20 protein-coding genes and 1 tRNA gene are annotated in these 18,744 nt (G+C 38.9%); 10 read left to right on the forward strand and 11 right to left on the reverse strand.

Annotated features, from left to right (window positions below):
* Window positions 1-126 precede the first annotated feature (126 nt).
* Both CLV51_RS17100 and CLV51_RS17105 read left to right on the forward strand, forming a co-directional pair.
* Window positions 127-939 carry a 2,3,4,5-tetrahydropyridine-2,6-dicarboxylate N-succinyltransferase gene (locus CLV51_RS17100; protein ID WP_106529272.1) on the forward strand — a complete coding sequence of 271 codons (813 nt, stop codon included), beginning with the start codon at window positions 127-129 and terminating at the stop codon, window positions 937-939.
* Window positions 940-1,049: 110 nt separating this feature from the next.
* Window positions 1,050-1,133: transfer RNA gene (locus tag CLV51_RS17105), tRNA-Leu, on the forward strand.
* Between the two features lie 451 nt (window positions 1,134-1,584).
* On the opposite strand, the gene CLV51_RS17110 is transcribed toward CLV51_RS17105, so the two are convergent.
* Both CLV51_RS17110 and CLV51_RS17120 read right to left on the reverse strand, forming a co-directional pair.
* Window positions 1,585-2,127, reverse strand: a complete 543-nt coding sequence (locus CLV51_RS17110; RefSeq protein ID WP_106529273.1) for a hypothetical protein — start codon at window positions 2,125-2,127, stop codon at window positions 1,585-1,587.
* Window positions 2,128-2,842: 715 nt separating this feature from the next.
* Window positions 2,843-3,892, reverse strand: coding sequence for a WD40/YVTN/BNR-like repeat-containing protein (locus CLV51_RS17120; RefSeq protein WP_211302032.1), 1,050 nt, complete (start codon window positions 3,890-3,892; stop codon window positions 2,843-2,845).
* 384 nt (window positions 3,893-4,276) lie between these two features.
* Between CLV51_RS17120 and CLV51_RS17125 the strand changes: the two genes are divergently transcribed.
* Window positions 4,277-5,170: a winged helix-turn-helix domain-containing protein gene (locus tag CLV51_RS17125; RefSeq protein ID WP_106529275.1), complete on the forward strand. Its 894-nt coding sequence runs from the start codon at window positions 4,277-4,279 to the stop codon at window positions 5,168-5,170.
* A gap of 241 nt (window positions 5,171-5,411) precedes the next feature.
* The gene (locus tag CLV51_RS17130; RefSeq protein ID WP_106529276.1) at window positions 5,412-5,852 is read left to right on the forward strand and encodes an rRNA adenine methyltransferase; all 441 of its coding nucleotides are present in this window, start codon (window positions 5,412-5,414) and stop codon (window positions 5,850-5,852) included.
* 432 nt (window positions 5,853-6,284) lie between these two features.
* Here CLV51_RS17130 and CLV51_RS17135 read toward each other — a convergent pair whose 3' ends face one another.
* The 5 genes from CLV51_RS17135 to CLV51_RS17155 form a co-directional block, all read right to left on the reverse strand.
* Window positions 6,285-6,866, reverse strand: coding sequence for a YdeI/OmpD-associated family protein (locus tag CLV51_RS17135; protein WP_106529277.1), 582 nt, complete (start codon window positions 6,864-6,866; stop codon window positions 6,285-6,287).
* Between the two features lie 162 nt (window positions 6,867-7,028).
* Complete coding sequence (locus CLV51_RS17140; RefSeq protein ID WP_106529278.1) at window positions 7,029-7,424, reverse strand: DoxX family protein; 396 nt, start codon at window positions 7,422-7,424, stop codon at window positions 7,029-7,031.
* Between the two features lie 7 nt (window positions 7,425-7,431).
* On the reverse strand, window positions 7,432-7,896 hold the full coding sequence (locus CLV51_RS17145) for an SRPBCC family protein (protein ID WP_106529279.1): 465 nt from the start codon (window positions 7,894-7,896) through the stop codon (window positions 7,432-7,434).
* A gap of 17 nt (window positions 7,897-7,913) precedes the next feature.
* The gene (locus tag CLV51_RS17150; RefSeq protein WP_106529280.1) at window positions 7,914-8,246 is read right to left on the reverse strand and encodes a VOC family protein; all 333 of its coding nucleotides are present in this window, start codon (window positions 8,244-8,246) and stop codon (window positions 7,914-7,916) included.
* Window positions 8,247-8,312: 66 nt separating this feature from the next.
* Window positions 8,313-8,636: an ArsR/SmtB family transcription factor gene (locus CLV51_RS17155; protein WP_106529281.1), complete on the reverse strand. Its 324-nt coding sequence runs from the start codon at window positions 8,634-8,636 to the stop codon at window positions 8,313-8,315.
* 1,829 nt (window positions 8,637-10,465) lie between these two features.
* Here CLV51_RS17155 and CLV51_RS17170 point away from each other — a divergent pair.
* Window positions 10,466-10,819: a DUF6463 family protein gene (locus CLV51_RS17170; RefSeq protein ID WP_106529284.1), complete on the forward strand. Its 354-nt coding sequence runs from the start codon at window positions 10,466-10,468 to the stop codon at window positions 10,817-10,819.
* 175 nt (window positions 10,820-10,994) lie between these two features.
* Here the strand turns inward: CLV51_RS17170 and CLV51_RS17175 are convergent, their stop codons facing one another.
* Together CLV51_RS17175 and CLV51_RS17180 are read right to left on the reverse strand one after the other, a co-directional pair.
* Window positions 10,995-11,438 (reverse strand): SRPBCC family protein, encoded by a 444-nt coding sequence (locus tag CLV51_RS17175; protein WP_106529285.1) that lies wholly within the window; start codon window positions 11,436-11,438, stop codon window positions 10,995-10,997.
* Between the two features lie 80 nt (window positions 11,439-11,518).
* Entirely contained in the window at window positions 11,519-12,010 is a 492-nt protein-coding gene (locus CLV51_RS17180; protein ID WP_106529286.1) for an SRPBCC family protein, read from the reverse strand.
* 121 nt (window positions 12,011-12,131) lie between these two features.
* On the opposite strand from CLV51_RS17180, the gene CLV51_RS17185 reads away from it, so the two are divergent.
* From CLV51_RS17185 to CLV51_RS17205, 5 genes are all read left to right on the forward strand, one after another.
* Window positions 12,132-13,133, forward strand: a complete 1,002-nt coding sequence (locus CLV51_RS17185) for a GlxA family transcriptional regulator (protein WP_342748473.1) — start codon at window positions 12,132-12,134, stop codon at window positions 13,131-13,133.
* Window positions 13,134-13,228: 95 nt separating this feature from the next.
* The gene (locus tag CLV51_RS17190) at window positions 13,229-14,572 is read left to right on the forward strand and encodes a hypothetical protein (protein ID WP_106529288.1); all 1,344 of its coding nucleotides are present in this window, start codon (window positions 13,229-13,231) and stop codon (window positions 14,570-14,572) included.
* A gap of 303 nt (window positions 14,573-14,875) precedes the next feature.
* Window positions 14,876-15,616, forward strand: a complete 741-nt coding sequence (locus CLV51_RS17195) for an SDR family oxidoreductase (protein WP_106529289.1) — start codon at window positions 14,876-14,878, stop codon at window positions 15,614-15,616.
* A gap of 230 nt (window positions 15,617-15,846) precedes the next feature.
* Window positions 15,847-16,413: a hypothetical protein gene (locus CLV51_RS17200; RefSeq protein ID WP_211302033.1), complete on the forward strand. Its 567-nt coding sequence runs from the start codon at window positions 15,847-15,849 to the stop codon at window positions 16,411-16,413.
* Window positions 16,414-16,485: 72 nt separating this feature from the next.
* Window positions 16,486-16,905: an SRPBCC domain-containing protein gene (locus CLV51_RS17205; RefSeq protein WP_106529290.1), complete on the forward strand. Its 420-nt coding sequence runs from the start codon at window positions 16,486-16,488 to the stop codon at window positions 16,903-16,905.
* Window positions 16,906-16,941: 36 nt separating this feature from the next.
* Here the strand turns inward: CLV51_RS17205 and CLV51_RS17210 are convergent, their stop codons facing one another.
* Both CLV51_RS17210 and CLV51_RS17215 read right to left on the reverse strand, forming a co-directional pair.
* Window positions 16,942-17,643, reverse strand: a complete 702-nt coding sequence (locus CLV51_RS17210; protein WP_106529291.1) for a LytR/AlgR family response regulator transcription factor — start codon at window positions 17,641-17,643, stop codon at window positions 16,942-16,944.
* Window positions 17,644-17,648: 5 nt separating this feature from the next.
* Window positions 17,649-18,734, reverse strand: a complete 1,086-nt coding sequence (locus CLV51_RS17215; RefSeq protein WP_106529292.1) for a sensor histidine kinase — start codon at window positions 18,732-18,734, stop codon at window positions 17,649-17,651.
* Window positions 18,735-18,744 lie beyond the last annotated feature (10 nt).

Raw genomic sequence — 18,744 nt, forward strand, 5'->3', positions numbered from 1 at the left:
GAATTACGTACTTATGAGGCAGATTATGTGAAGATCTTCGCTAATATCTCCCATAAATCTGTAATTCACAATTCGTAATTCGTAATTTTATTTTCTAGGTATTATGTTTGCAAAAAATAAAAAAAGATGGATTTACAACAACAAATACTGGCTGCCTGGGCTGATCGCAGTCTTTTACAAGAGGTGCAGTACACAGATGCAGTAAAAGCAGTAATAGAGGCAGTAGATAAGGGACATCTGAGAGTTGCTGAGCCAACTGACAATGGTTGGAAGGTAAATGAGTGGGTAAAACAGGCGATATTACTGTATTTCTCTATTCAGCCAATGGAAACAATGGAGTTACCTCCGTTTGAATTCTATGATAAAATGAAGCTGAAATCCAACTATAAAGATTTAGGTGTGCGCGTGGTTCCTCATGCGATTGCACGTTATGGTGCTTACATTGCCAAAGGTTGTATCCTGATGCCATCTTATGTAAACATCGGTGCTTTTGTAGATGAGGGTACTATGGTGGATACCTGGGCTACTGTTGGTTCCTGCGCACAAATAGGCAAACATGTGCACCTGAGCGGTGGTGTTGGTATTGGTGGTGTACTGGAGCCATTACAGGCAAGTCCGGTGATCATTGAAGACGGTTGTTTTATCGGCTCCCGTTGTATTGTAGTAGAAGGTGTAGTAGTAGAGAAAGAAGCGGTATTAGGCGCTAACGTAGTATTGACGCAGTCTACCAAGATCATTGATGTAAGTGGCAGCGAGCCTGTTGAATACAAGGGCCGTGTACCGGCACGCAGTGTGGTAATTCCGGGTACTTATGCCAAGAAATTCCCCGCAGGTGAATACCAGGTTTCCTGTGCTTTGATTATTGGTCAGCGTAAAGCATCTACTGATCTGAAAACAAGCTTAAACGATACCCTGCGTGAGTTTAACGTAGCTGTATAAAAATATTTTTTTGCAAAGGTGAGCGAAGTTTTTTTTGATTATCAGATAAAATATTTGGAGAATTTAAAAAAGCGCTTACCTTTGCAATCCGTTTTACGGGAAGCATTGATGCCCAGATGGCGAAATTGGTAGACGCACTGTGTTCAGGTCGCAGCGTTCGCAAGGATGTGCTGGTTCGAATCCAGTTCTGGGCACAAAAATAGCAAGACCCGCTCTTAGAGCGGGTCTTGCTATTTTTATTATCTCTTGATGTTTTATAAGTATTTCATATTCAACCTGAAATTGGTTCGATCAAAACTTAGCAACCATGTTTGATGCCTTATAATATAAACATGGCTGGGGTCAATTGATGACTGACTGTCAGATCAAGTATTAGCTATTACAAATATGATAAGCTGCAAGCCCCATGTTATACGCCGCTCTTCCTCTTTTTGCAGCACTAAGTTATTGTTAATCTGTTTTGTTATATTGTATGTTTAAAATTTAAAATAAAAGTCCACAGGATAAAAATGTAGACCCCACCTGTCGATGCCGAAAAATGTACCGACTGAAGGATAATTCTATCTTAAAATTGTCAGCAATACTCATTACTTCTGACCCTCTTTACGTTTAAAGTCTGTAAAGGTCTTTCCATCATAACTTTACTCAGCAGCCGCCTTTGCGAGGGGCACGTTTATAAATTATTTTACCATCTCGTTCTGCATAGTCGCCCGATACAATTGAATATGAATACTTGGGCGCGTACGATACAAAATGGCTTCTTATAATTATTTTGTCGTTAACTTTCAGTCTATGCAATTGCTGAAATTCATTAGAGTTTTCCGGCCCAAAACTAAGAATATAATCGTCACCATTAATCCTGACCATCATTCCGAAACCTAATCTTGAGCCTGGCGGAAGAGAAAGAGAGGTTACAACAGCTTCCATATTGGTAGAAGCACTTGTATGGTTCTTTATTTTAGCCGCACCGGCAAGCACTTTTTGACCTTCGGGAGACGCTTCCCATTTTTTGAATTTTATACCTTCAGGGGTAGCTTCCCATTTTTTCAATTCGACTTTCCTTTCAGAAGCAGAGAGTGGCTTTGGGGCTGATTTTTTTGAAGTTTCGTTTTTGGTTTCGCGATTGGCAAATACTAGTCCGCTTACTACAACCAGCGGTAAGACCAGCGCATAAATAACTTTTTTCATATTTTTTTAGGTTTAATTAACATATATCTATCTCCTGATAAATCAGATCCGTTTAAGGCTTATCCTTTTAAAGTTGATGCAACAAAAATACTTTGATTTATTTCAGCCTAAGGAATCTGTATTGTAAATAAAAGTGTAAACTTTGTAAATAATGTCTTGACATTATGCTTGTTAGAAGAAATCTCCTGCCCGTCAAACGAAAGCACCGGGGCGCATGGTTATTACTCTTGTTTATCTCTTGAATCTGTGTGGCTTTCAGCATGACCGGCAATGATGGCTTTGACTTTGCCAGAAGAGAAGTCTTGCTTCGCCGAATCGGACATACATTGTAATGCTTCATCCTTTCAGCAATGGAATGCAATTTACCGTCGATAACCAAGCCTCCCGATAGGTTGGTTTCCACCTGGGTGATCTGTTCGTTTACGGCTTTAGAATATTGCTGTTGTGCGGTGACCGTAATAAGGCTTTAGCAAGGCCGGCTTTGGTTGGGCCGTTAGGTCCGCGTGGGACAACACCTATAGCTTTTACCGAATCAACAGTTCCTGTATAAACAGAATCTGTACTACTTTGCCCGGAGCAAAAAAAATCCTGTTGCCACCATCATCAGTATCATTATACTTTTTTACATCGTTTTTATTTTTTTCAGCTGTGCACAACTAATCATATCCGCCACCTGCGGTAATTTTAAACAATGCATGAATGTTAATCTGAGTTTTCAACATCCCCCCTTGCTGGGTATGGCATAGATCACGTTGCCTGAAACAAATAAATTGAAGACCTTATTTTCTATAGAAGGAAGTAATAATTTCCATGTTTTCCCCTTGTCTGATGATCTGAAAATGCCGTCAGGATGAATACAAAATAAGTTTTCACCAACCTGGATAATTGAAGTCATGTAGGCTTTCAAAAGAGGGCGATCATCCCAGGTCCGCCATATTGAATCCTTAAAATCTTTGCCCTGAAGGCCGGCATCAACGGGCTGCCAGGTTTTACCTTCGTCGTAGGATGTCATTAGCCCCCTGGTATTAGACGCTGAACTGGAAGTGACAGCAGCGAATCCACCTTTGATCTTTTTTACATCCCAGGCCACAACCCCCTCACTGCTCACCAACGCCCAGTTTTCGCCATTGTCGGTCGATCTTATTATCCTTCCCGTACTGATCGCCACCAGCACGCCATTCGACTCTGCCAAATGCCCTACCAGGCTTCCGGTATGGACATGTTTCCAGGTTTTCCCATCGTCAGCAGTTTTAAAAAAGCCTCTGTCGATTCCGATAAAAATTGTACCTCCGGCAGTCTCAAAAACGCTGCGTATTCGTGGCTCCAGTAAAATTTCGAAAATCGGCGACCATACACTCGTTCCGTTTGTTTTTTTCAAATTTATACCCCAGTAATTGTTGGCAAATATCCCGGACTTACCGGGGGCAATGCTGCTATGTTCGTCAGGGAAAATCTCTTTGGTCCAAAAAGGAGTTGTGGCATTTGGTGTACTGTGATAGAGTCCGTTTCCAACCCTTATAAACAGCCCTTTATCATTTGCAAAGAAGCTATTTCCCTTGATACTATCTTTCCGCAAATTTTCGGGCAGCCCTTTGCTGATGTCCTCCCAGGTTTGTCCGCCATCTATAGATTTGAAAACGATGTTTACAGGCTCTGATTTAGCCTCTTCGGTTGTTTTCTCTACCGCTTCCTTTTCTTTTAGCACAAAAGAATTTAATAGAAATACCAGGAGGATAACCGGAACAAACACAAATAATCTTTTCATTTTTTTAAATTTAGAGTAAAACATATTGATTAATAATTAAAAACATATTGATTAATAATTAGCGGAAAGTAGCAGGTAGGGCAGCACATATCATTTCTGCCCCCTCTTTACTTTAAAAAACTGTGATGGTCGTTCCATCATAGCGATACAGCTTACCCGTAGTTCCAACCCCTACGAACCAGACATGGTCCGATAGCGGTCAATGCAGTGCTCGTTGTCCGTTTCCTGGCAAAAACTAAACTGTCAATCAGGGTGTTCAAACGGATTTTTTTATTTTTCATCTCCTGTCAAATTTTGATAAAGCGAATTACCTTGTTATTTTTCGGCTGGGGAGATTTGGATTGTAAATAAAAATGTAACCTTTGTAAATAAATCGTAAATACTGTGTTTGATAACCGAAACGTCCTCTCCGGGAAACGCAAATACCTGTTCGGGTTGATACTAACCTTGTTTATCTCTCTAGTCTGCGTGGCTTTCAGTATGGAGGATAGTGACGATTTTGATATCTCCAGAAGGGAAGTTTTACTCCGCAGGATCGGACATGAACTGCTTTTACAGTCGGGCGACAGTACATCGAGGGTTCTTCCCGTAAAAAAGATCGCTGAAAATGAATATCAAATCAGGTTTGAGCATGATTTTACTTTCCAACCGGACGCACTGGTGAATACGACCCGGCGTTTATTGGCCCAGGACCCGCTGGCAAGTGATTATGTTGTTAACGTTCTGAACTGTAGCAATTCCAGCGTAGCTTATGGATACGCTATATCCAAAAACAGAAAAGATGATATTGTAACCTGTATAGGAAGAAAGCAACCCAGAGCATGTTACATGATCAACATTAAATTTAAAACGTTGGGCACAAATACAGTAAAAACCGGGTATCTTTTGGGTAGCCTGTCATTTTTAGCATTTGTTGGTTTTCTTTTTTTGAGATCTGTTAAGCCGCGAAGGGCTTTACCTGAGGATGGTCAGCATACGGGCATGATTACTTTGGGCTCAGTTTTGTTTGATGCGAAGAATCGTAAGCTTATAATAAATGGACAGACGACAGACTTAACCGGAACTGAAACCCGTGTATTGGCTATTTTCGCGTTGTCTCCTAACGAGATAATAGAGAGAAGCCGGTTGCAAAAAGAGATCTGGGAAGATGAAGGTATTATTGTTGGGCGTAGCCTGGATATGTTCATATCAAAACTTAGGAAAAAACTAGAATTTGATCCGAATGTCAAAATTGTGGTGATACGTGGCAAAGGCTATAAGCTTGAAATTAGCTCTTAAAAAGAATCTTCTCACCCAAAACTGATCAGTTTCTCTTACCCGGAAATTGCTATAACAAAAAAGCACTGCATAAATTGCAATATCTGTTACTTGATCTGACACTAGATCTGTTTCATTAAAGACTTAATAATCAATAACATTTGGTTCGATAATTTACCGTTACTGGGCATTTGGCGAGAAGCCGGAGATACTATCTCCGGCTTTTTTTTATAAATCAAGGAGAATGTTATTATCTTAGATTATGCTTTATGATCCCGCAAATCCGGTTGTACAATTATGCGTAAAAGGCATAGAAACTGAATATAGTGGCAACCTTGAGAAAGCTGATACTCTATACAGGGAAGCATGGGAGTTAGCCAAAAATGATTTGGAATTTCTTACTTCAGCACATTACCTGGCCAGAGTTCAATCAGACCCTAGGGAGTCATTCAGATGGAATTTGCTAGCATTGGAATATGCAACTAAAACAACGGATCTGGATATAATTGCTTTCTATCCGTCATTATATCTCAACGTTGCTAAGTCTTATGAAAACTTGAGAAGCTTCGCGGACGCTTATAAATACTATTTGCTTGCGCATGACTGCATACAAGATCTTCCAGATGATGGGTACGGTATTATGATTCGTAAAGGAATTGAGGCTGGCCAGGAAAGACTTAAAGAGAAGACACCAATTAGTTAGTAACAATACACAAACGCCGGAGATAATATCTCCGGCATTTGTGTATTGTTATCTTCTCAACTACATTTCAAAGAGGATGGTGATCAATTTTTATTAGCTGGAATTATTTAAATTGTAAAAAGGCGGCCGGTAGACATAAGATCTGGATGATATAGAAAAAATTACTCCGGCGAATAATTAATCTAATCCCCACTTAACAACTTTATAATCAATAATATTTGGTTCGAAAACATACCGGTAGTGGGGCACTCCATAGCTCTGTAAGTCATTGATTTACAGAGCTATTTTTATTCCCCGAATGTCATAAAATCACGCTTTTTAGCCCTTTCTCCCACTATTTACGACACTCAAATGACACTCAGTTTTGCAGGCATCTTCGCAAGGTGAATAGCATCGCCCCCCTTGTTGGTAGATGGGATTTCCTACGTTTGCTTAATCATCAATTCCTTTGCCATCTAAAATATGCTGATAGTATTTTTCAATTCTTGCCTCTCTTGTTTTGGGTTGTTTAGCTTGGTTGAAGTAAAATAAATATCCCGTTTGCCGTCCGGGTGTTAAAGAATAAAATGCTTTGTTTAATACCTCGTCCTCGTCTAAAACTCTCTGAAATTCTTCAGGAACAGGGTAGTCAGCAGCTTTTTTCATTTCTACTTTCTTTCCCGATTTTTCGATTTCAATCGCTTCCTTAATGTATTCTTTAATAACAGATTCTAGTTTAATGATTTGTCCGGCATCGGTAAATCTGATTTGTCTTGCCGACTGTACATTGTCGGTTTGCTGAATCATAATGCTTTTAATGTCTCTCATCAAAACACCTTTATAAAACAATAATGCACAGTATTCCTTAAATCCGTGAATGAGAACGATGTTTTTTCCCTGAAAAGTATAACAGGGATGCATCCATTTATAATCTTCTTCAAGCGATTTGTTTTCGCAGACTATTTCTCGCAATAAATCAAACTCTTCTTTCCATTTATTGGCTTTCTCGAAAAAGTATTCTGCTTGTGCGTTCATAAAATGTAGGTTTAATTTTATCCGAAATTTTCTATCAGCTGGCTTGAAATATCAGGATACATATCGTAAGTAATGCAAAAATGAATAGTGCAATAAACTCCGAACAACTGTTTTCACAGTTGTCCACAAAGTCCTGCCGAACTCTATGGACAACTGTGAAATTTAATTTTTATTCAAAATGATTTTTTTCTCGGCAGGTCTAAAATACCAAGACACAGCAATAAGAACAAGATAAAGCAAAGCAGGAGCCATTAAACCGAATGAATCGCCTGACGCTATGTGTGAATACAAAGCTCCGGTAACTGTAAAGAAAATTCCAGCATAAGCCCATTCTTTCAATAAGGGATACTTAGGAATAAGCAGAGCCACTACTCCCAATAATTTCCAAATTCCAAGCAGGGTAAGTATATAAGCAGGATATCCTAAATGATCTACATTTTGCACTCCACCAGCTCCTTCTGTTTTTATCTTAAAAATTTGTATTGCGGCTGTTGATACCAACCCTAAAGCCAACCATATGGTAGCAATCCAGTAAATTATTTTATTTCTCTTCGTCATAACCGTATTATTTTAGTTTATTTACAACTTCCTGCAGCCTGTTATGGGCCATATTGATACCTTGCGCAAAAGGCATTTGCAGCAAATTATTTCTGAATTCAACAGACTTAAACACAATGTGCATGGTGAGTTTGCTGGTAGCGTCCGTTAGTTTCTCAAACTCTAAATATTCAAGTTGAACTTGGAAAGGTGAGTTTTCCATTTCAAATGTCCGTGTGATTTTTTTGTTCGGAACAAATTCGTGTATTGTTCCGTTTGCAGAAAAAACCACATTGCCATTATGTGATGTTTCAAATTGGTAACTACCGTGATTTTTATTTTCAAGCTTCAATACTTTTGTTCCCATCCATTGTTCAATAATTTCGGGTTCTTCATAAGCTTTAAAAAGCAATTCCAAAGGCAAATCAAATTCCCTTGTGATTACGATTTGCTGTTTGTCGTCTTCGGCAGTCACTTTTGTTTTTTGTTCCATGCTATTTTGTGTATTGTTTAAATTTGAATAAGCCCGATAATATTGCCGCTAGTATCTTTAGCGCTTGCTACCAATCTTCCTTCCCCGACATCAGTTATGTCCCGAGTAATTTCGGCTCCCGAGTCAAGGAGTGTTTGTAAACTGTTTTTAATATCGGCAACATGGAAAAATGCGGCTAAGCCTCCTTCAGGACTATCAGGAACCAAACCTATATCCTGATTGTCGACTTTAAAGCCAATGTAATACGGACTGTCCGCATACGGCTCAACACCTAATAGTTTTGCGAATAACGCTTTTGATTGTGTCATATCCTTAACTGGATAGAGAACTGTTTTAATTCCTTGATTCATGAGTTTTTATTTTTTCTACTCTTTTGGATTTTCGGTTACTCCCGTTTTTTCATGGTCGCTGCTCCACTATTTTTTTGATTTGTATTGTTTCATCACTGCTTCGAGTTTATTAAATCTATCATCCCACATTTGGCGAAATGGTTCGATAAAGTCTGCTACTTCTTTCATTTTTTTTGCATTTATGTCATAATAAATTTCTCTGCCCTTTTGCTCTTGCTTCAGCAGTTCGCATTCTGTAAGGATTTGCAAGTGTTTTGAAACAGTGGGTCTTGCTGTATCAAAGTTTGATGCAATTGCACCTGCTGTCATAGATTGGGATGCAACCAACAGAAGTATTGCTCTTCTTGTAGGGTCGGCAATAGCCTGAAAAACGTCTCGTCTTAAATTCATCCTGAAGTCATTTGGCTACAAATATACATGTAGTTATTTGACTACCAATTTTTTTTTATTTTTTTTCAATAACCAAGACAATGTTAGATACTTATTAGAGAAGATGTTTGCAGTAACCTATTAATTATCAATACAATTTGGTTCGAGAATCTACCGCTACTGGGCACAAAAACGACAAAACCCGCTCTAAGAGCGGGTTTTGTCGTTTTTGTGATTTGCGTTGATTATAATAAAGAACGCTAAATCCTTGTTGATTAAAGGTTATGTTGATTCGATTTCAGCATTGTTTACCTTTCCAAAGGTTTATTATACTTGTATATACGATTTTGCTAAATTAAAACTTAGATCTGCTCCTACCTGCTTATCTCCTGTTCCTGATGTAAGTAAAATACCCCCGGGTCATAACCCGGGGGAGCTTGTTTTTAAAAGCTGGTCATTGGTATCATTATTTATAAAGATCACCAAGGAGTACAGCCAAATGTACAGTCCATAGTACATGCCTGATATTGTGATGCACATGGATCAGGCCGTACTGTAGTGGGACCTGAAGGACCTACAGGTCCGGAAATTGCATTACCACCCTGAATTAATTGAGCTCCGTTCCTGCTTAAGCTGGTAACCTTGATCATGCTCAGACTTAACTTTTTTTCTGATTTTTTTTTCATGTTAACAAATGTTTATAATTAATGATAAAAAACTACGGTAACGGGTATACGATTTTATAGATGTAAATACTACAGCAACATTCCAGTTAACAGGAAATAATAGTTTTGTGGTATTTTTTTGAGTTGGAATGATGGGCTTAGCTACAGGGATAACCAGCCCTTCCGCATGAAATAGTGTTATTGCCGCCACACCCGTCGCATATCTGGATAGAAGAAGTAACAGCCCTTTGGCTCCTTGCATGGTTTCCAGGTTAGTCAGTTTATTTTCTTCAGACTCAGTTTTTTTTGATACTTTTTTTCATAACTGATAATTGTTTTTGGGTAAAAGAATGAGCATATTTTCCTGCCTCGGATAAAGCAGTGCTAACAGTATAACTACATGGCACTTTCAGGTGATCACCCTGGCATCAGGTGATAACGTGTGTCTGTTTGATGGAGGAATTTCACATGAAAGCAAGGCAGCATAAGCAAATAATTCGTTCTCGCTTCATGAATAAAACCTATGGGCAGATTCAGAGATCACATTTTAAATAAATGTTACACAGATCTCTTGAAGGGGAAATATATGATGATATCTTTATTGTCAACGGGTTTTAAAACTTATGTAATAGGGTTTATATCTGACATCAAATGTTGACACAAATATGATGTTTTTAGGATGTTCACATTTGATATAAATTACCAGATTGTTTACCGATTTTATCCATTTAGCACGAATATTATCTTGACCATTTGATTGAATAATTGATCCTGGCAATAATGAGCGAACTTACTAGCTAATTAATCAGAAAAGATGTAATTCCTTAATACCTTCAAAACTAATAAGAATTGGTTCGATATTATTCCAGTTCCGGGCACAAGAAATAAAACCCGCTCCTAGAACGGGTTTTGTCGTTTTATAATTCGAGCTGCATACTGACGATTTCTAATTACTTCTTAGTTCAAACTAACTTGTTTTCCAATATCCAATCATTTTTGAAGTTAAGATGATCCCGGATACTTCTCATTTCATATCTAAATATAGGCAGTCCCGCCCTACACGTTAAATTTCCCGAAGAATGATAATTATCATATGCCTCTCATATACCAACATCTACCTTTGATTAGCAGTTAACAGACACATTTAAAATTATCAGATCGTTTATCAATTTAAAATCCTCTTATATGAAAAATCCCTGGATAGGAAAAACGTTAATAGGAATAGCCATCATACACACGATGTTTGGATTGGTTGTATTCAGAGATATTTTGGGACAACTATACCACGATGGCCTACTTAACACCATAAAGGTTGAATCGGACAGAAATGCCGCTTTTTGGTTTTTATTTACCGGATTTGTATGGATATTACTGGGAATCTTTGTTAACAGCGCAGAAAAAAATCAATACACGATACCTCCTGTAATAGGTTGGAGCCTGCTGGTTACAGCCTTGTTAGCTGTTATTATTATGCCTGCTTCCGGTTTTTGGCTGTTGTTTATTCCTGCAATAGCGTTAATAAAAAGGAATAAGCCGTAAAATATAAAGGGGTGGCGGTATTCATGGTTTATAAGTAACAAGTAAGTTGAAAGCTGGCAGCATACTTATTTCACTCAATTGTTTCAATAACAGTAATATTTGGTTCGATATTATTCCAGTTCTGGGCACTAAAGCCGGTCAACATTGACCGGCTTTTTTTATTTTCCACCCTGAGTTATTTTAACTCAGGCGTTCCTTTTCCTTCCGTTAATAATTTGAACAAACTTCCTTTTATATATTGGCCCCAAGCGTTTGTGCAACTATTATAACATTCTACTTCGGGAACTAATCCAATATGCGTAAAATTGATTTGCGTTTTGCCGTCCTTTTCAGCAATTTCAAAGCTAATTTTAGTGTTGGTCCATTCATGTTTGTCTTTAAGAAAATTAAGTTTGCTGTCAGTAACAAGCCATACTACTTTTTTATCTGGAATAACTTCGACTAATTTTTGTTTTGAAACATGAATGTCGTCAAAACGAACTGTAAATTCATCATTCAGTTTTTGCGAACTGCCTTCCAAATTTTCTGTCCACCATTTTGAAACGCTGTTAATGCTTTCGAATGCTTCTTGTGCTGTAGCATTAACCGTAATAATTTCATTATAATCTTGTGTTTTCATTTTCTTTTTTTTAGTTACACAATGGGAGAATTCCTCCCTCGTAAACATGATCTGCAAAAGCTTGTCAAATCGTATCGCAACTACCTTACAGCAGACTGAAATTTCTTTTCATCTGCAGTTCTCGGGGTGTCTGTACTGTTCGGCTGGCCTTTACCTGTAGTGATCAAGCTCAATAAACTTTGCTGTACATATTGGCTCCATGCATTTGAACAGATATCAAAACATTCATATTCGGGAACTAAACCCAGGTGAGTAAAGCGGATTTGTGTTTTGTTATCCTTTTCAGAGATTTCAAAACTAATTTTTGTGCCTGTCCATTCGCTTTTGTCTTTAGTAAACTTAAAATAATTGTACTTAACAAACCAAACGACTTTTTCGTTGGGAATGACTTCTATTAATTTCATCTGGCAATAATGGACATCTCCGTAATGATATGTAAACTCATCATTGAGTTTGTCTGTACTGCCTTCAATTTCTTCTGACCACCACCCGCGAACATTATTGATAGCATTGAATGCTTCTTCCGGAGTTTGGTCTACCAGCAGTGTAGTGCTAAAATCTGATGTAGTCATTTTATTTATGATTTTGGGTTCTGGGATTTTTATACAGCAAAGGTATTGTCTAAATACTACATAATTAGCGGGCAAAATGGACTTTTTATCGGGTTGATTTGGACAAAACAATCAGTTACCTTTGTCCAAAGATTTTACAATGAAACAAGTGACTATAGTTGTCCCAAAAGGGATCGCCACTAACCTGAGCAGTATAACGGGTTCATTTGAAATCCTGACCAGTGCAAATGAGTATTGGCAAAAGATAGGAAACAAGCCAATGATTGAAGTCCGTATAGCAGGTTTTATGACAGAACTGAAATTGGATGCCGGCTTCTTTTCGATTTATCCTGTAAATATTAAGGAAATAAAAAAAACCGACCTGCTGATTATACCTTCCCTTTCCAGCGATCATGATAATGTAATTAAAGAGAATGCAGCACTTATTACCTGGATCATGGAGCAATATAAAAGTGGTGCTGAAATTGCGAGTATTTGTACAGGTGCATTTTTGCTGGCCGCTGCCGGCATACTGGAAGGAAAAACCTGTTCCACTCACTGGAATGCGGCAACCGATTTTAGGCGGCTGTTTCCAAACGTTCATCTTCAAATTGATAAACTGATTACTGTTGAAGAGGGCATATACACCAACGGTGGTGCATACTCATTTTTGAACCTGATACTTTTCTTAGTTGAAAAATATTTTGACAGGGATACGGCTATCTTCTGCTCAAAAATTTTTCAGATTGATATTGAAAGATCATCGCAATCAGCTTTTTTCATTTTTCAAACGCAGAAGAACCATGGTGATGAATTGATTTGCCAGGCGCAAACTTATATTGAAGAAAATTTGAGCGAAAAAATTTCTTTCGAGGAACTGGCCTCAAAACTTGCGATTAGCAGACGAAATTTTGACAGACGCTTTATCAAAGCTACTGGCAATACCCCTGTGGAATATTTGCAGCGTGTAAAAGTAGAAGTTGCAAAAAGAACTTTAGAAAAAGGCAGGAAAAGCATTTTTGAGGTAATGAATGAAGTAGGCTATTCAGATGATAAAGCATTCAGAGAAGTGTTTAAAAAAATAACAGGCTTATCGCCTTTGGATTACAGAGTGAAGTATAATAAGAAAGCCGTTTTGGTATAGCGTATCCGGCCCCGGGACGTTTCATTATGTATAGGAGGTAACAATTTAGCCCATCCGTTGATATACCTGTACATAACACCCAAACATACCCGATTATGAAAATAATAACTACTACCATCGCACTTATAATTTACAGTACTATGCACCTCGCTGCACAGGAAAGCAGGCCAGGACAACCCATCAAAGGTATTATTGTAAAGGGAGGTAAAAATCCCGGAGGAAATATCTCACTTACCACCAATATGGGCTCCTCCCCTTCAAGCGGTGTATCCAATGCTTTAAGTTTTAATCCTAATGTAGGGCTGGAATTATTTTGGGGTGGATTTGGTATTGGTGCAGATGCAGGTACATTTACCAGCGAAACGGATATGGACTTCGGTAAATATGTAGCTCCTTTAAAAGGGAAGGACATATTCGCCATCAGCAATACCCGCAGTAAATGGACCAGTACTTATGTCCTCGCCGGCCCTCAATATACCTTCAGAAAAAGGCCAGGTGCATTGGCACTTACCCTCTCTTTAAAAGGAGGAATTACACACCGTAGTACTCCGGAACTGATGGTAAAGGATAATATTTCCGGAAGCAATGTAGCTGCTTACACACCTCCGGCTGATGAGCAAAAAAATGTTTTTACTATTAAGCCCGGGTTAAACCTTGCTTACGGAATTACAAGCAGATTGTCTGTTAATGCCAATGTGCAGTGTCTCCTGCAACCAACACAAAAGGAAGCAGTCATAACATACAAAGACCTTGGGAACATAGATTTTAGCGAGGATGCAAAAATAGTAAGCGCCCAGATTTCAAAGCAACCTTATATTACCAGTAATACCAAAGGGCCCGATAAATACATGAGTGCAGGAATAGGCATCAGCTATACCTTCAGAAAGGGTCGTACCGATGAAGGGAACGCAGGAAAAAGACGTCACTACAAGGGCAAAGTCACAAGACCCGGTAGCTTCGACTTCCAGGTAGCGCCTATCACAGACAGTACCGTAACAGGTGGTTCAGCCTCAGGAGCAGCGGAAGAAAAACGCACTTATACCGCTGGCCACAAGAACGAAGAACAGCCAGCAGCAAAGGGTATTACTGAAAAAGGTGTTTCCCGTCCACATAAACAGGATGTTGCATTTTTAAACACCCTGTTTATAGATAACGGAAACGGGAAAGAATTAGATCCCAAACTTTTTAAGCAGGTAACAGAAGACCGTGACTTAAAAGGGATGAAAGTTTCTTTCAAAAAAGATCATAAAATATATAAATATCTGGGTGATCAGGATCGTATTGTGGAAATACTGAAATCCGCCAATCGTCCAGCCGGCTGTAAAGATTGTACCACCAGGGAATGTAACGGGAAGGTATATGAGTGTGCCTGTGTAAACAGCTTTTGTTATTGTATTATTTGTGTAGAAATAACAAAACTGAGTGAACTGGCGGAATAGTTAAAACAGGAACCAATTCCTCTTAAAATGAAAAGTCGCATAAATCGTAGGGTTTATGCGACTTTCTTAATTTATTAAGATAGAAGAATACACCCTGAGTATAGACCTGAAGCCCTAAATGTTGGTCAAAATTTTAAAAAGTATCACCCCGTTATTAATCAAAGTTCTCTAATGCTATTCCCAAAAATGTAAAAATATTTCTAAAATAATACCAAATGGTATATTTTTGTGTCAAATCTCTTTTGGGGGATTTAAAAATTTTTCTTCATAAATATACCGATCGGTATATTAAAATATATAAGTATGAAAATATCAGGTAATACGGTGCTGATCACCGGTGGCAGTGCAGGTATTGGTCTTGAAATAGCCAGATTATTATCTCATAATAATCATGTTATTATTACCGGCAGAGATCCTGAAAGACTGGCACAGGCAGCCAAACAGCTGAAGAATGTGACTGCTATTGTATGTGATGTAACAAAAGAAAAGGAAGTAAACAAATTGGTGAAATCTTTACAGGATGATTTTCTTCAACTGAATATGCTCATCAATAATGCAGGTCGTGCTTTTGTATACCGGTTATCAGCCAGCGCAAATGCCTTTGAAAAAGCAACAGATGAAATGCTGACCAATTATTTTGCTATCATTAGTCTGACAGAAAAATTGCTGCCCTTACTGAGTCAGCAAACGGAGGCAGCTATTGTTAATGTTTCTTCTATTGTAGCATTGGTTCCAAGTGCTCGCACTCCAACTTATGCAGCGAGCAAAGCGGCTTTACATTCGTATACACAAACGTTGCGACTCACACTGGCACCACAAAAAAATATCAGCGTTTTTGAACTGATGCCGCCGTTGGTAAACACTGATTTCTCGCAGGAAATTGATGGCCACAGGGGCATACCAGCAAAAGAAGTGGCGGAATGTTTACTCAACGCACTGGAAAAAAATGATTATGAAATTCATGTTGGTCAAACCGCACAAATTTACCAACTGCTGCAATCTTCTCCCGCGAATGCCTTGCTGGCAATGAATCCTACAAAGTGAGGAAAAGGCCGGAGATCTCCGGCCTTTTCCTGATCAAAAATTCAGGGAATTACATAACTAACAAAATTGCCGCTTCCCGTATTGCAGCAGGCAGCAGGCAGCAGGCACAATTGATCTGAAAAACAATATGGCAGAGACAGGAATGATGCCCGCAGCGACCGCCAGTTTTAACTTAAATTATCAAGCCTTGGTATCATATTTGGTTTATACAGGTTATAAAACAATATTTTATGAAAAAGATACTGTTTATCACCTGTGTAACAGTACTTGCCTTTGTTTTCGGACATCAGGTCAGTGCACAGGTCCGCGTAAATATAAATATTGGTAGTCAGCCTGTATGGGGGCCAACCGGATACGACTACGCCCAATATTATTACATGCCGGATATAGATGCCTATTACTATATACCCGACCGCCAGTTTGTTTACCTGGAAGGTAATCGCTGGGTTTTTGGGGCTTCATTACCAAGCAGATACAATTATGATTTATACCGTGGCTACAAAGTAGTGATTAACGATCCCCGCCCTTATTTACGCCCGGATATTTACAGAGAAAGATATGGCAGATACAGAGGCTGGTATGGCAGACAACCTGTCATCCGGGATAGCCGTGATGAAAGGTATTACGGCAATGACAACTGGAGGAAATACAATGAAGGCAACAACAATGATCATGGAGACAGACACGGAGGCGATCATGGCAACGGCCGCGGGCATGGTGACGAACATGACAACGGGCATGGTCATGGAGAGGGACATGACAATGGTCACGGACATGGACACGACCATAATGACTAACAGTGGCATGGCTTCACATATCGCTTATGAAAAAAACAGCGTAAATTGTATGTACACTTAAACGCTATTGTTATGTCTAAAACGATTGTTCAGGATGTGCTGTTCAAGAACACCACCCCTAAAGACCTTTATGACATCTATATGGACGCAGGCAAGCATTCAGTGGCTACCGGGGCACCTGCAGAAATTACCGCCACAGAAGGCAGTAGCTACTCCGCTCATAGTGGGTACATAACCGGTAAAAATCTCCAGTTGATCCCCAATCGCCTGATTGTGCAAACATGGAGAGCCCAAAGCTGGTCCGGCGATGATATTGATTCTACATTCATCATTTCCCTGGAGCAACAAGGAAATGACGTAATGCTGCATGCAATACATGCCAATGTTCCCAACGATGCTTATGATGACCTGGATAGCGGATGGAAAAAAATGTACTGGGAACCGTGGAAATTATATCTTGCCGGAACACCTATTGCAAAAGCAGCTATGTAGGTAAGGCAACCACCGCATACTATTGCTTCAGATGGATTAAACTGTTTTAATTGTTTTATAAACATACGCTTTATAGCTGTCACCGATGGGCAGTTCAAGGCTGCCCATCTCAATATCGCTGGCCGTAAAAGCGGTGATATGTTTAAGGTTGACGATAAATGAACGATGAATCCTTAAAAACCCTTTACTGGTCAGTTCTTTGTCCAGGTCACCTATTTTATATTTGGCGGTAATTACCTTTTCTTTTGTATGCACTTTGATATAATCTTTCAGGCTTTCTGCGTATATGATATCCTGCAGGTCTATTTTGAAATACTTATAACCGGATTTTATATAGATGAATTGCGGTTCCGAAGAGGACAACAGGTTGGGAGCCGCCTGATTGCTGATTCGCAGATAACGCTCTATTGCTTTAAAAAAGCGGTCAAAGGTGACTGGCTTTAAGAGATAATCCACTACGTCCAGCTCGAAGCCATCCAGGGCGTATTCGCGGTAGGCAGTGGTCAGGATAGTCCTGGGTGGCTTATGCATGGTTTTCAGCAACGCTAACCCTGATATTTTGGGCATCCGGATATCCAGGAAGAGGAGATCGATATCCTGTGTATTTAAAATTTCAAGTGCCTTGATTGCATTGTTACAGGTACCTACTATCTCAAAAAAATCCAGCTGCTCTAAATGCTTTTGCAAAAGCTTTATCGCTAAAGGCTCATCATCAACCAGCAGACAGCGTATTTTCATTTTGATCAGGTTATTACATCAATCAGGAGGGTTACCGTATAAAAAGTTTCTGTTTGTGTGATAGCTAAGGTATGCCTTTCAGGATAAATCAACTCCAATTGCTGCTTTAAATTTGATAACCCGATCTTACCATTCAGCTCCTCACCGGGCTTTGTGTTAAAGGAATTAGCAACGATAAAACTAAAGGCAGTTTTACCAGCCTGCAGATCAATATCTATAACCGGATTCCCTATATCCTCGCTGGCACCATGCTTAAATGCATTTTCAACAATGGATAACAGGATCAATGGTGGAATGGGTATATCCTGCTCAATACGGGTATTAAAATTCACTTTCAGGCGGTCATCGTACCTTAATTTCTCTAATCCAATGTAATTATTTAATAAATCGATTTCACCTGAAAGCGGTACATACAAACTATTGCAACGATACAGAATATAATCTAAAATTTCTGATAACCTGCCTATGGAAGCAGAAGTTACCGGTGAGTTACTTAATGAAAGCGAATAGATATTGTTTAAAGTATTAAATAAAAAATGAGGATTCAATTGTGTTTTTAACAACTTCAACTCTGTTTCGGCCTTTTCCTTTTCCAGGGAGAGGGCACGCTTTTGTATTTTATATTGATCTGCCAATAGCTTTATAAACAAAAAAACAAATGCTACAGAAAAGATCCGGAAGAAATAAACGTATACCAACTTAGGAACATTCGTAAAAATTTCATAGAACGTTTCCCAATTTTTAGGCGCCTGTCCGGCCATTGGTTCTGCAATATGTATAGTGATAACCCTGGCCAGCACACAAATAAGGTAACTACCGATAAAAAAATAAATAAATGTCTCCGGATATTTTCTCCTTAAAAAAAATTTCGGAATGATTAAATAAGCTAAGAAATAAGCAGCCATTATTTGTGTCACCAGCAATAATCCACAATCGGCTAACGTAAAAAGAAAAGAAAAATGAAGCTGGTGGTGGTCATAATAATATTTGTTTTCACTGACCGACAACAAGAGTAACACCCCCCAAAAAAGCAGGTGGCTTAGCACAACATGTTCTTTATTATAACTAATGATCTTTTCGAGAAATTTCATGGCAGCTCAA

It is taken from the genome of Chitinophaga niastensis, assembly GCF_003014755.1.
Classification (GTDB): domain Bacteria; phylum Bacteroidota; class Bacteroidia; order Chitinophagales; family Chitinophagaceae; genus Chitinophaga; species Chitinophaga niastensis.

Coding starts and splice junctions, on each gene's coding strand:
- CLV51_RS17100 (WP_106529272.1), top strand. CDS start 127: ATGGATTTACAACAACAAATACTGGCTGCCTGGGCTGATCGCAGTCTT.
- CLV51_RS17110 (WP_106529273.1), bottom strand. CDS start 2,127: ATGAAAAAAGTTATTTATGCGCTGGTCTTACCGCTGGTTGTAGTAAGC.
- CLV51_RS17120 (WP_211302032.1), bottom strand. CDS start 3,892: ATGAAAAGATTATTTGTGTTTGTTCCGGTTATCCTCCTGGTATTTCTA.
- CLV51_RS17130 (WP_106529276.1), top strand. CDS start 5,412: ATGCTTTATGATCCCGCAAATCCGGTTGTACAATTATGCGTAAAAGGC.
- CLV51_RS17135 (WP_106529277.1), bottom strand. CDS start 6,866: ATGAACGCACAAGCAGAATACTTTTTCGAGAAAGCCAATAAATGGAAA.
- CLV51_RS17140 (WP_106529278.1), bottom strand. CDS start 7,424: ATGACGAAGAGAAATAAAATAATTTACTGGATTGCTACCATATGGTTG.
- CLV51_RS17145 (WP_106529279.1), bottom strand. CDS start 7,896: ATGGAACAAAAAACAAAAGTGACTGCCGAAGACGACAAACAGCAAATC.
- CLV51_RS17150 (WP_106529280.1), bottom strand. CDS start 8,246: ATGAATCAAGGAATTAAAACAGTTCTCTATCCAGTTAAGGATATGACA.
- CLV51_RS17155 (WP_106529281.1), bottom strand. CDS start 8,636: ATGAATTTAAGACGAGACGTTTTTCAGGCTATTGCCGACCCTACAAGA.
- CLV51_RS17170 (WP_106529284.1), top strand. CDS start 10,466: ATGAAAAATCCCTGGATAGGAAAAACGTTAATAGGAATAGCCATCATA.
- CLV51_RS17175 (WP_106529285.1), bottom strand. CDS start 11,438: ATGAAAACACAAGATTATAATGAAATTATTACGGTTAATGCTACAGCA.
- CLV51_RS17180 (WP_106529286.1), bottom strand. CDS start 12,010: ATGACTACATCAGATTTTAGCACTACACTGCTGGTAGACCAAACTCCG.
- CLV51_RS17190 (WP_106529288.1), top strand. CDS start 13,229: ATGAAAATAATAACTACTACCATCGCACTTATAATTTACAGTACTATG.
- CLV51_RS17195 (WP_106529289.1), top strand. CDS start 14,876: ATGAAAATATCAGGTAATACGGTGCTGATCACCGGTGGCAGTGCAGGT.
- CLV51_RS17200 (WP_211302033.1), top strand. CDS start 15,847: ATGAAAAAGATACTGTTTATCACCTGTGTAACAGTACTTGCCTTTGTT.
- CLV51_RS17205 (WP_106529290.1), top strand. CDS start 16,486: ATGTCTAAAACGATTGTTCAGGATGTGCTGTTCAAGAACACCACCCCT.
- CLV51_RS17210 (WP_106529291.1), bottom strand. CDS start 17,643: ATGAAAATACGCTGTCTGCTGGTTGATGATGAGCCTTTAGCGATAAAG.
- CLV51_RS17215 (WP_106529292.1), bottom strand. CDS start 18,734: ATGAAATTTCTCGAAAAGATCATTAGTTATAATAAAGAACATGTTGTG.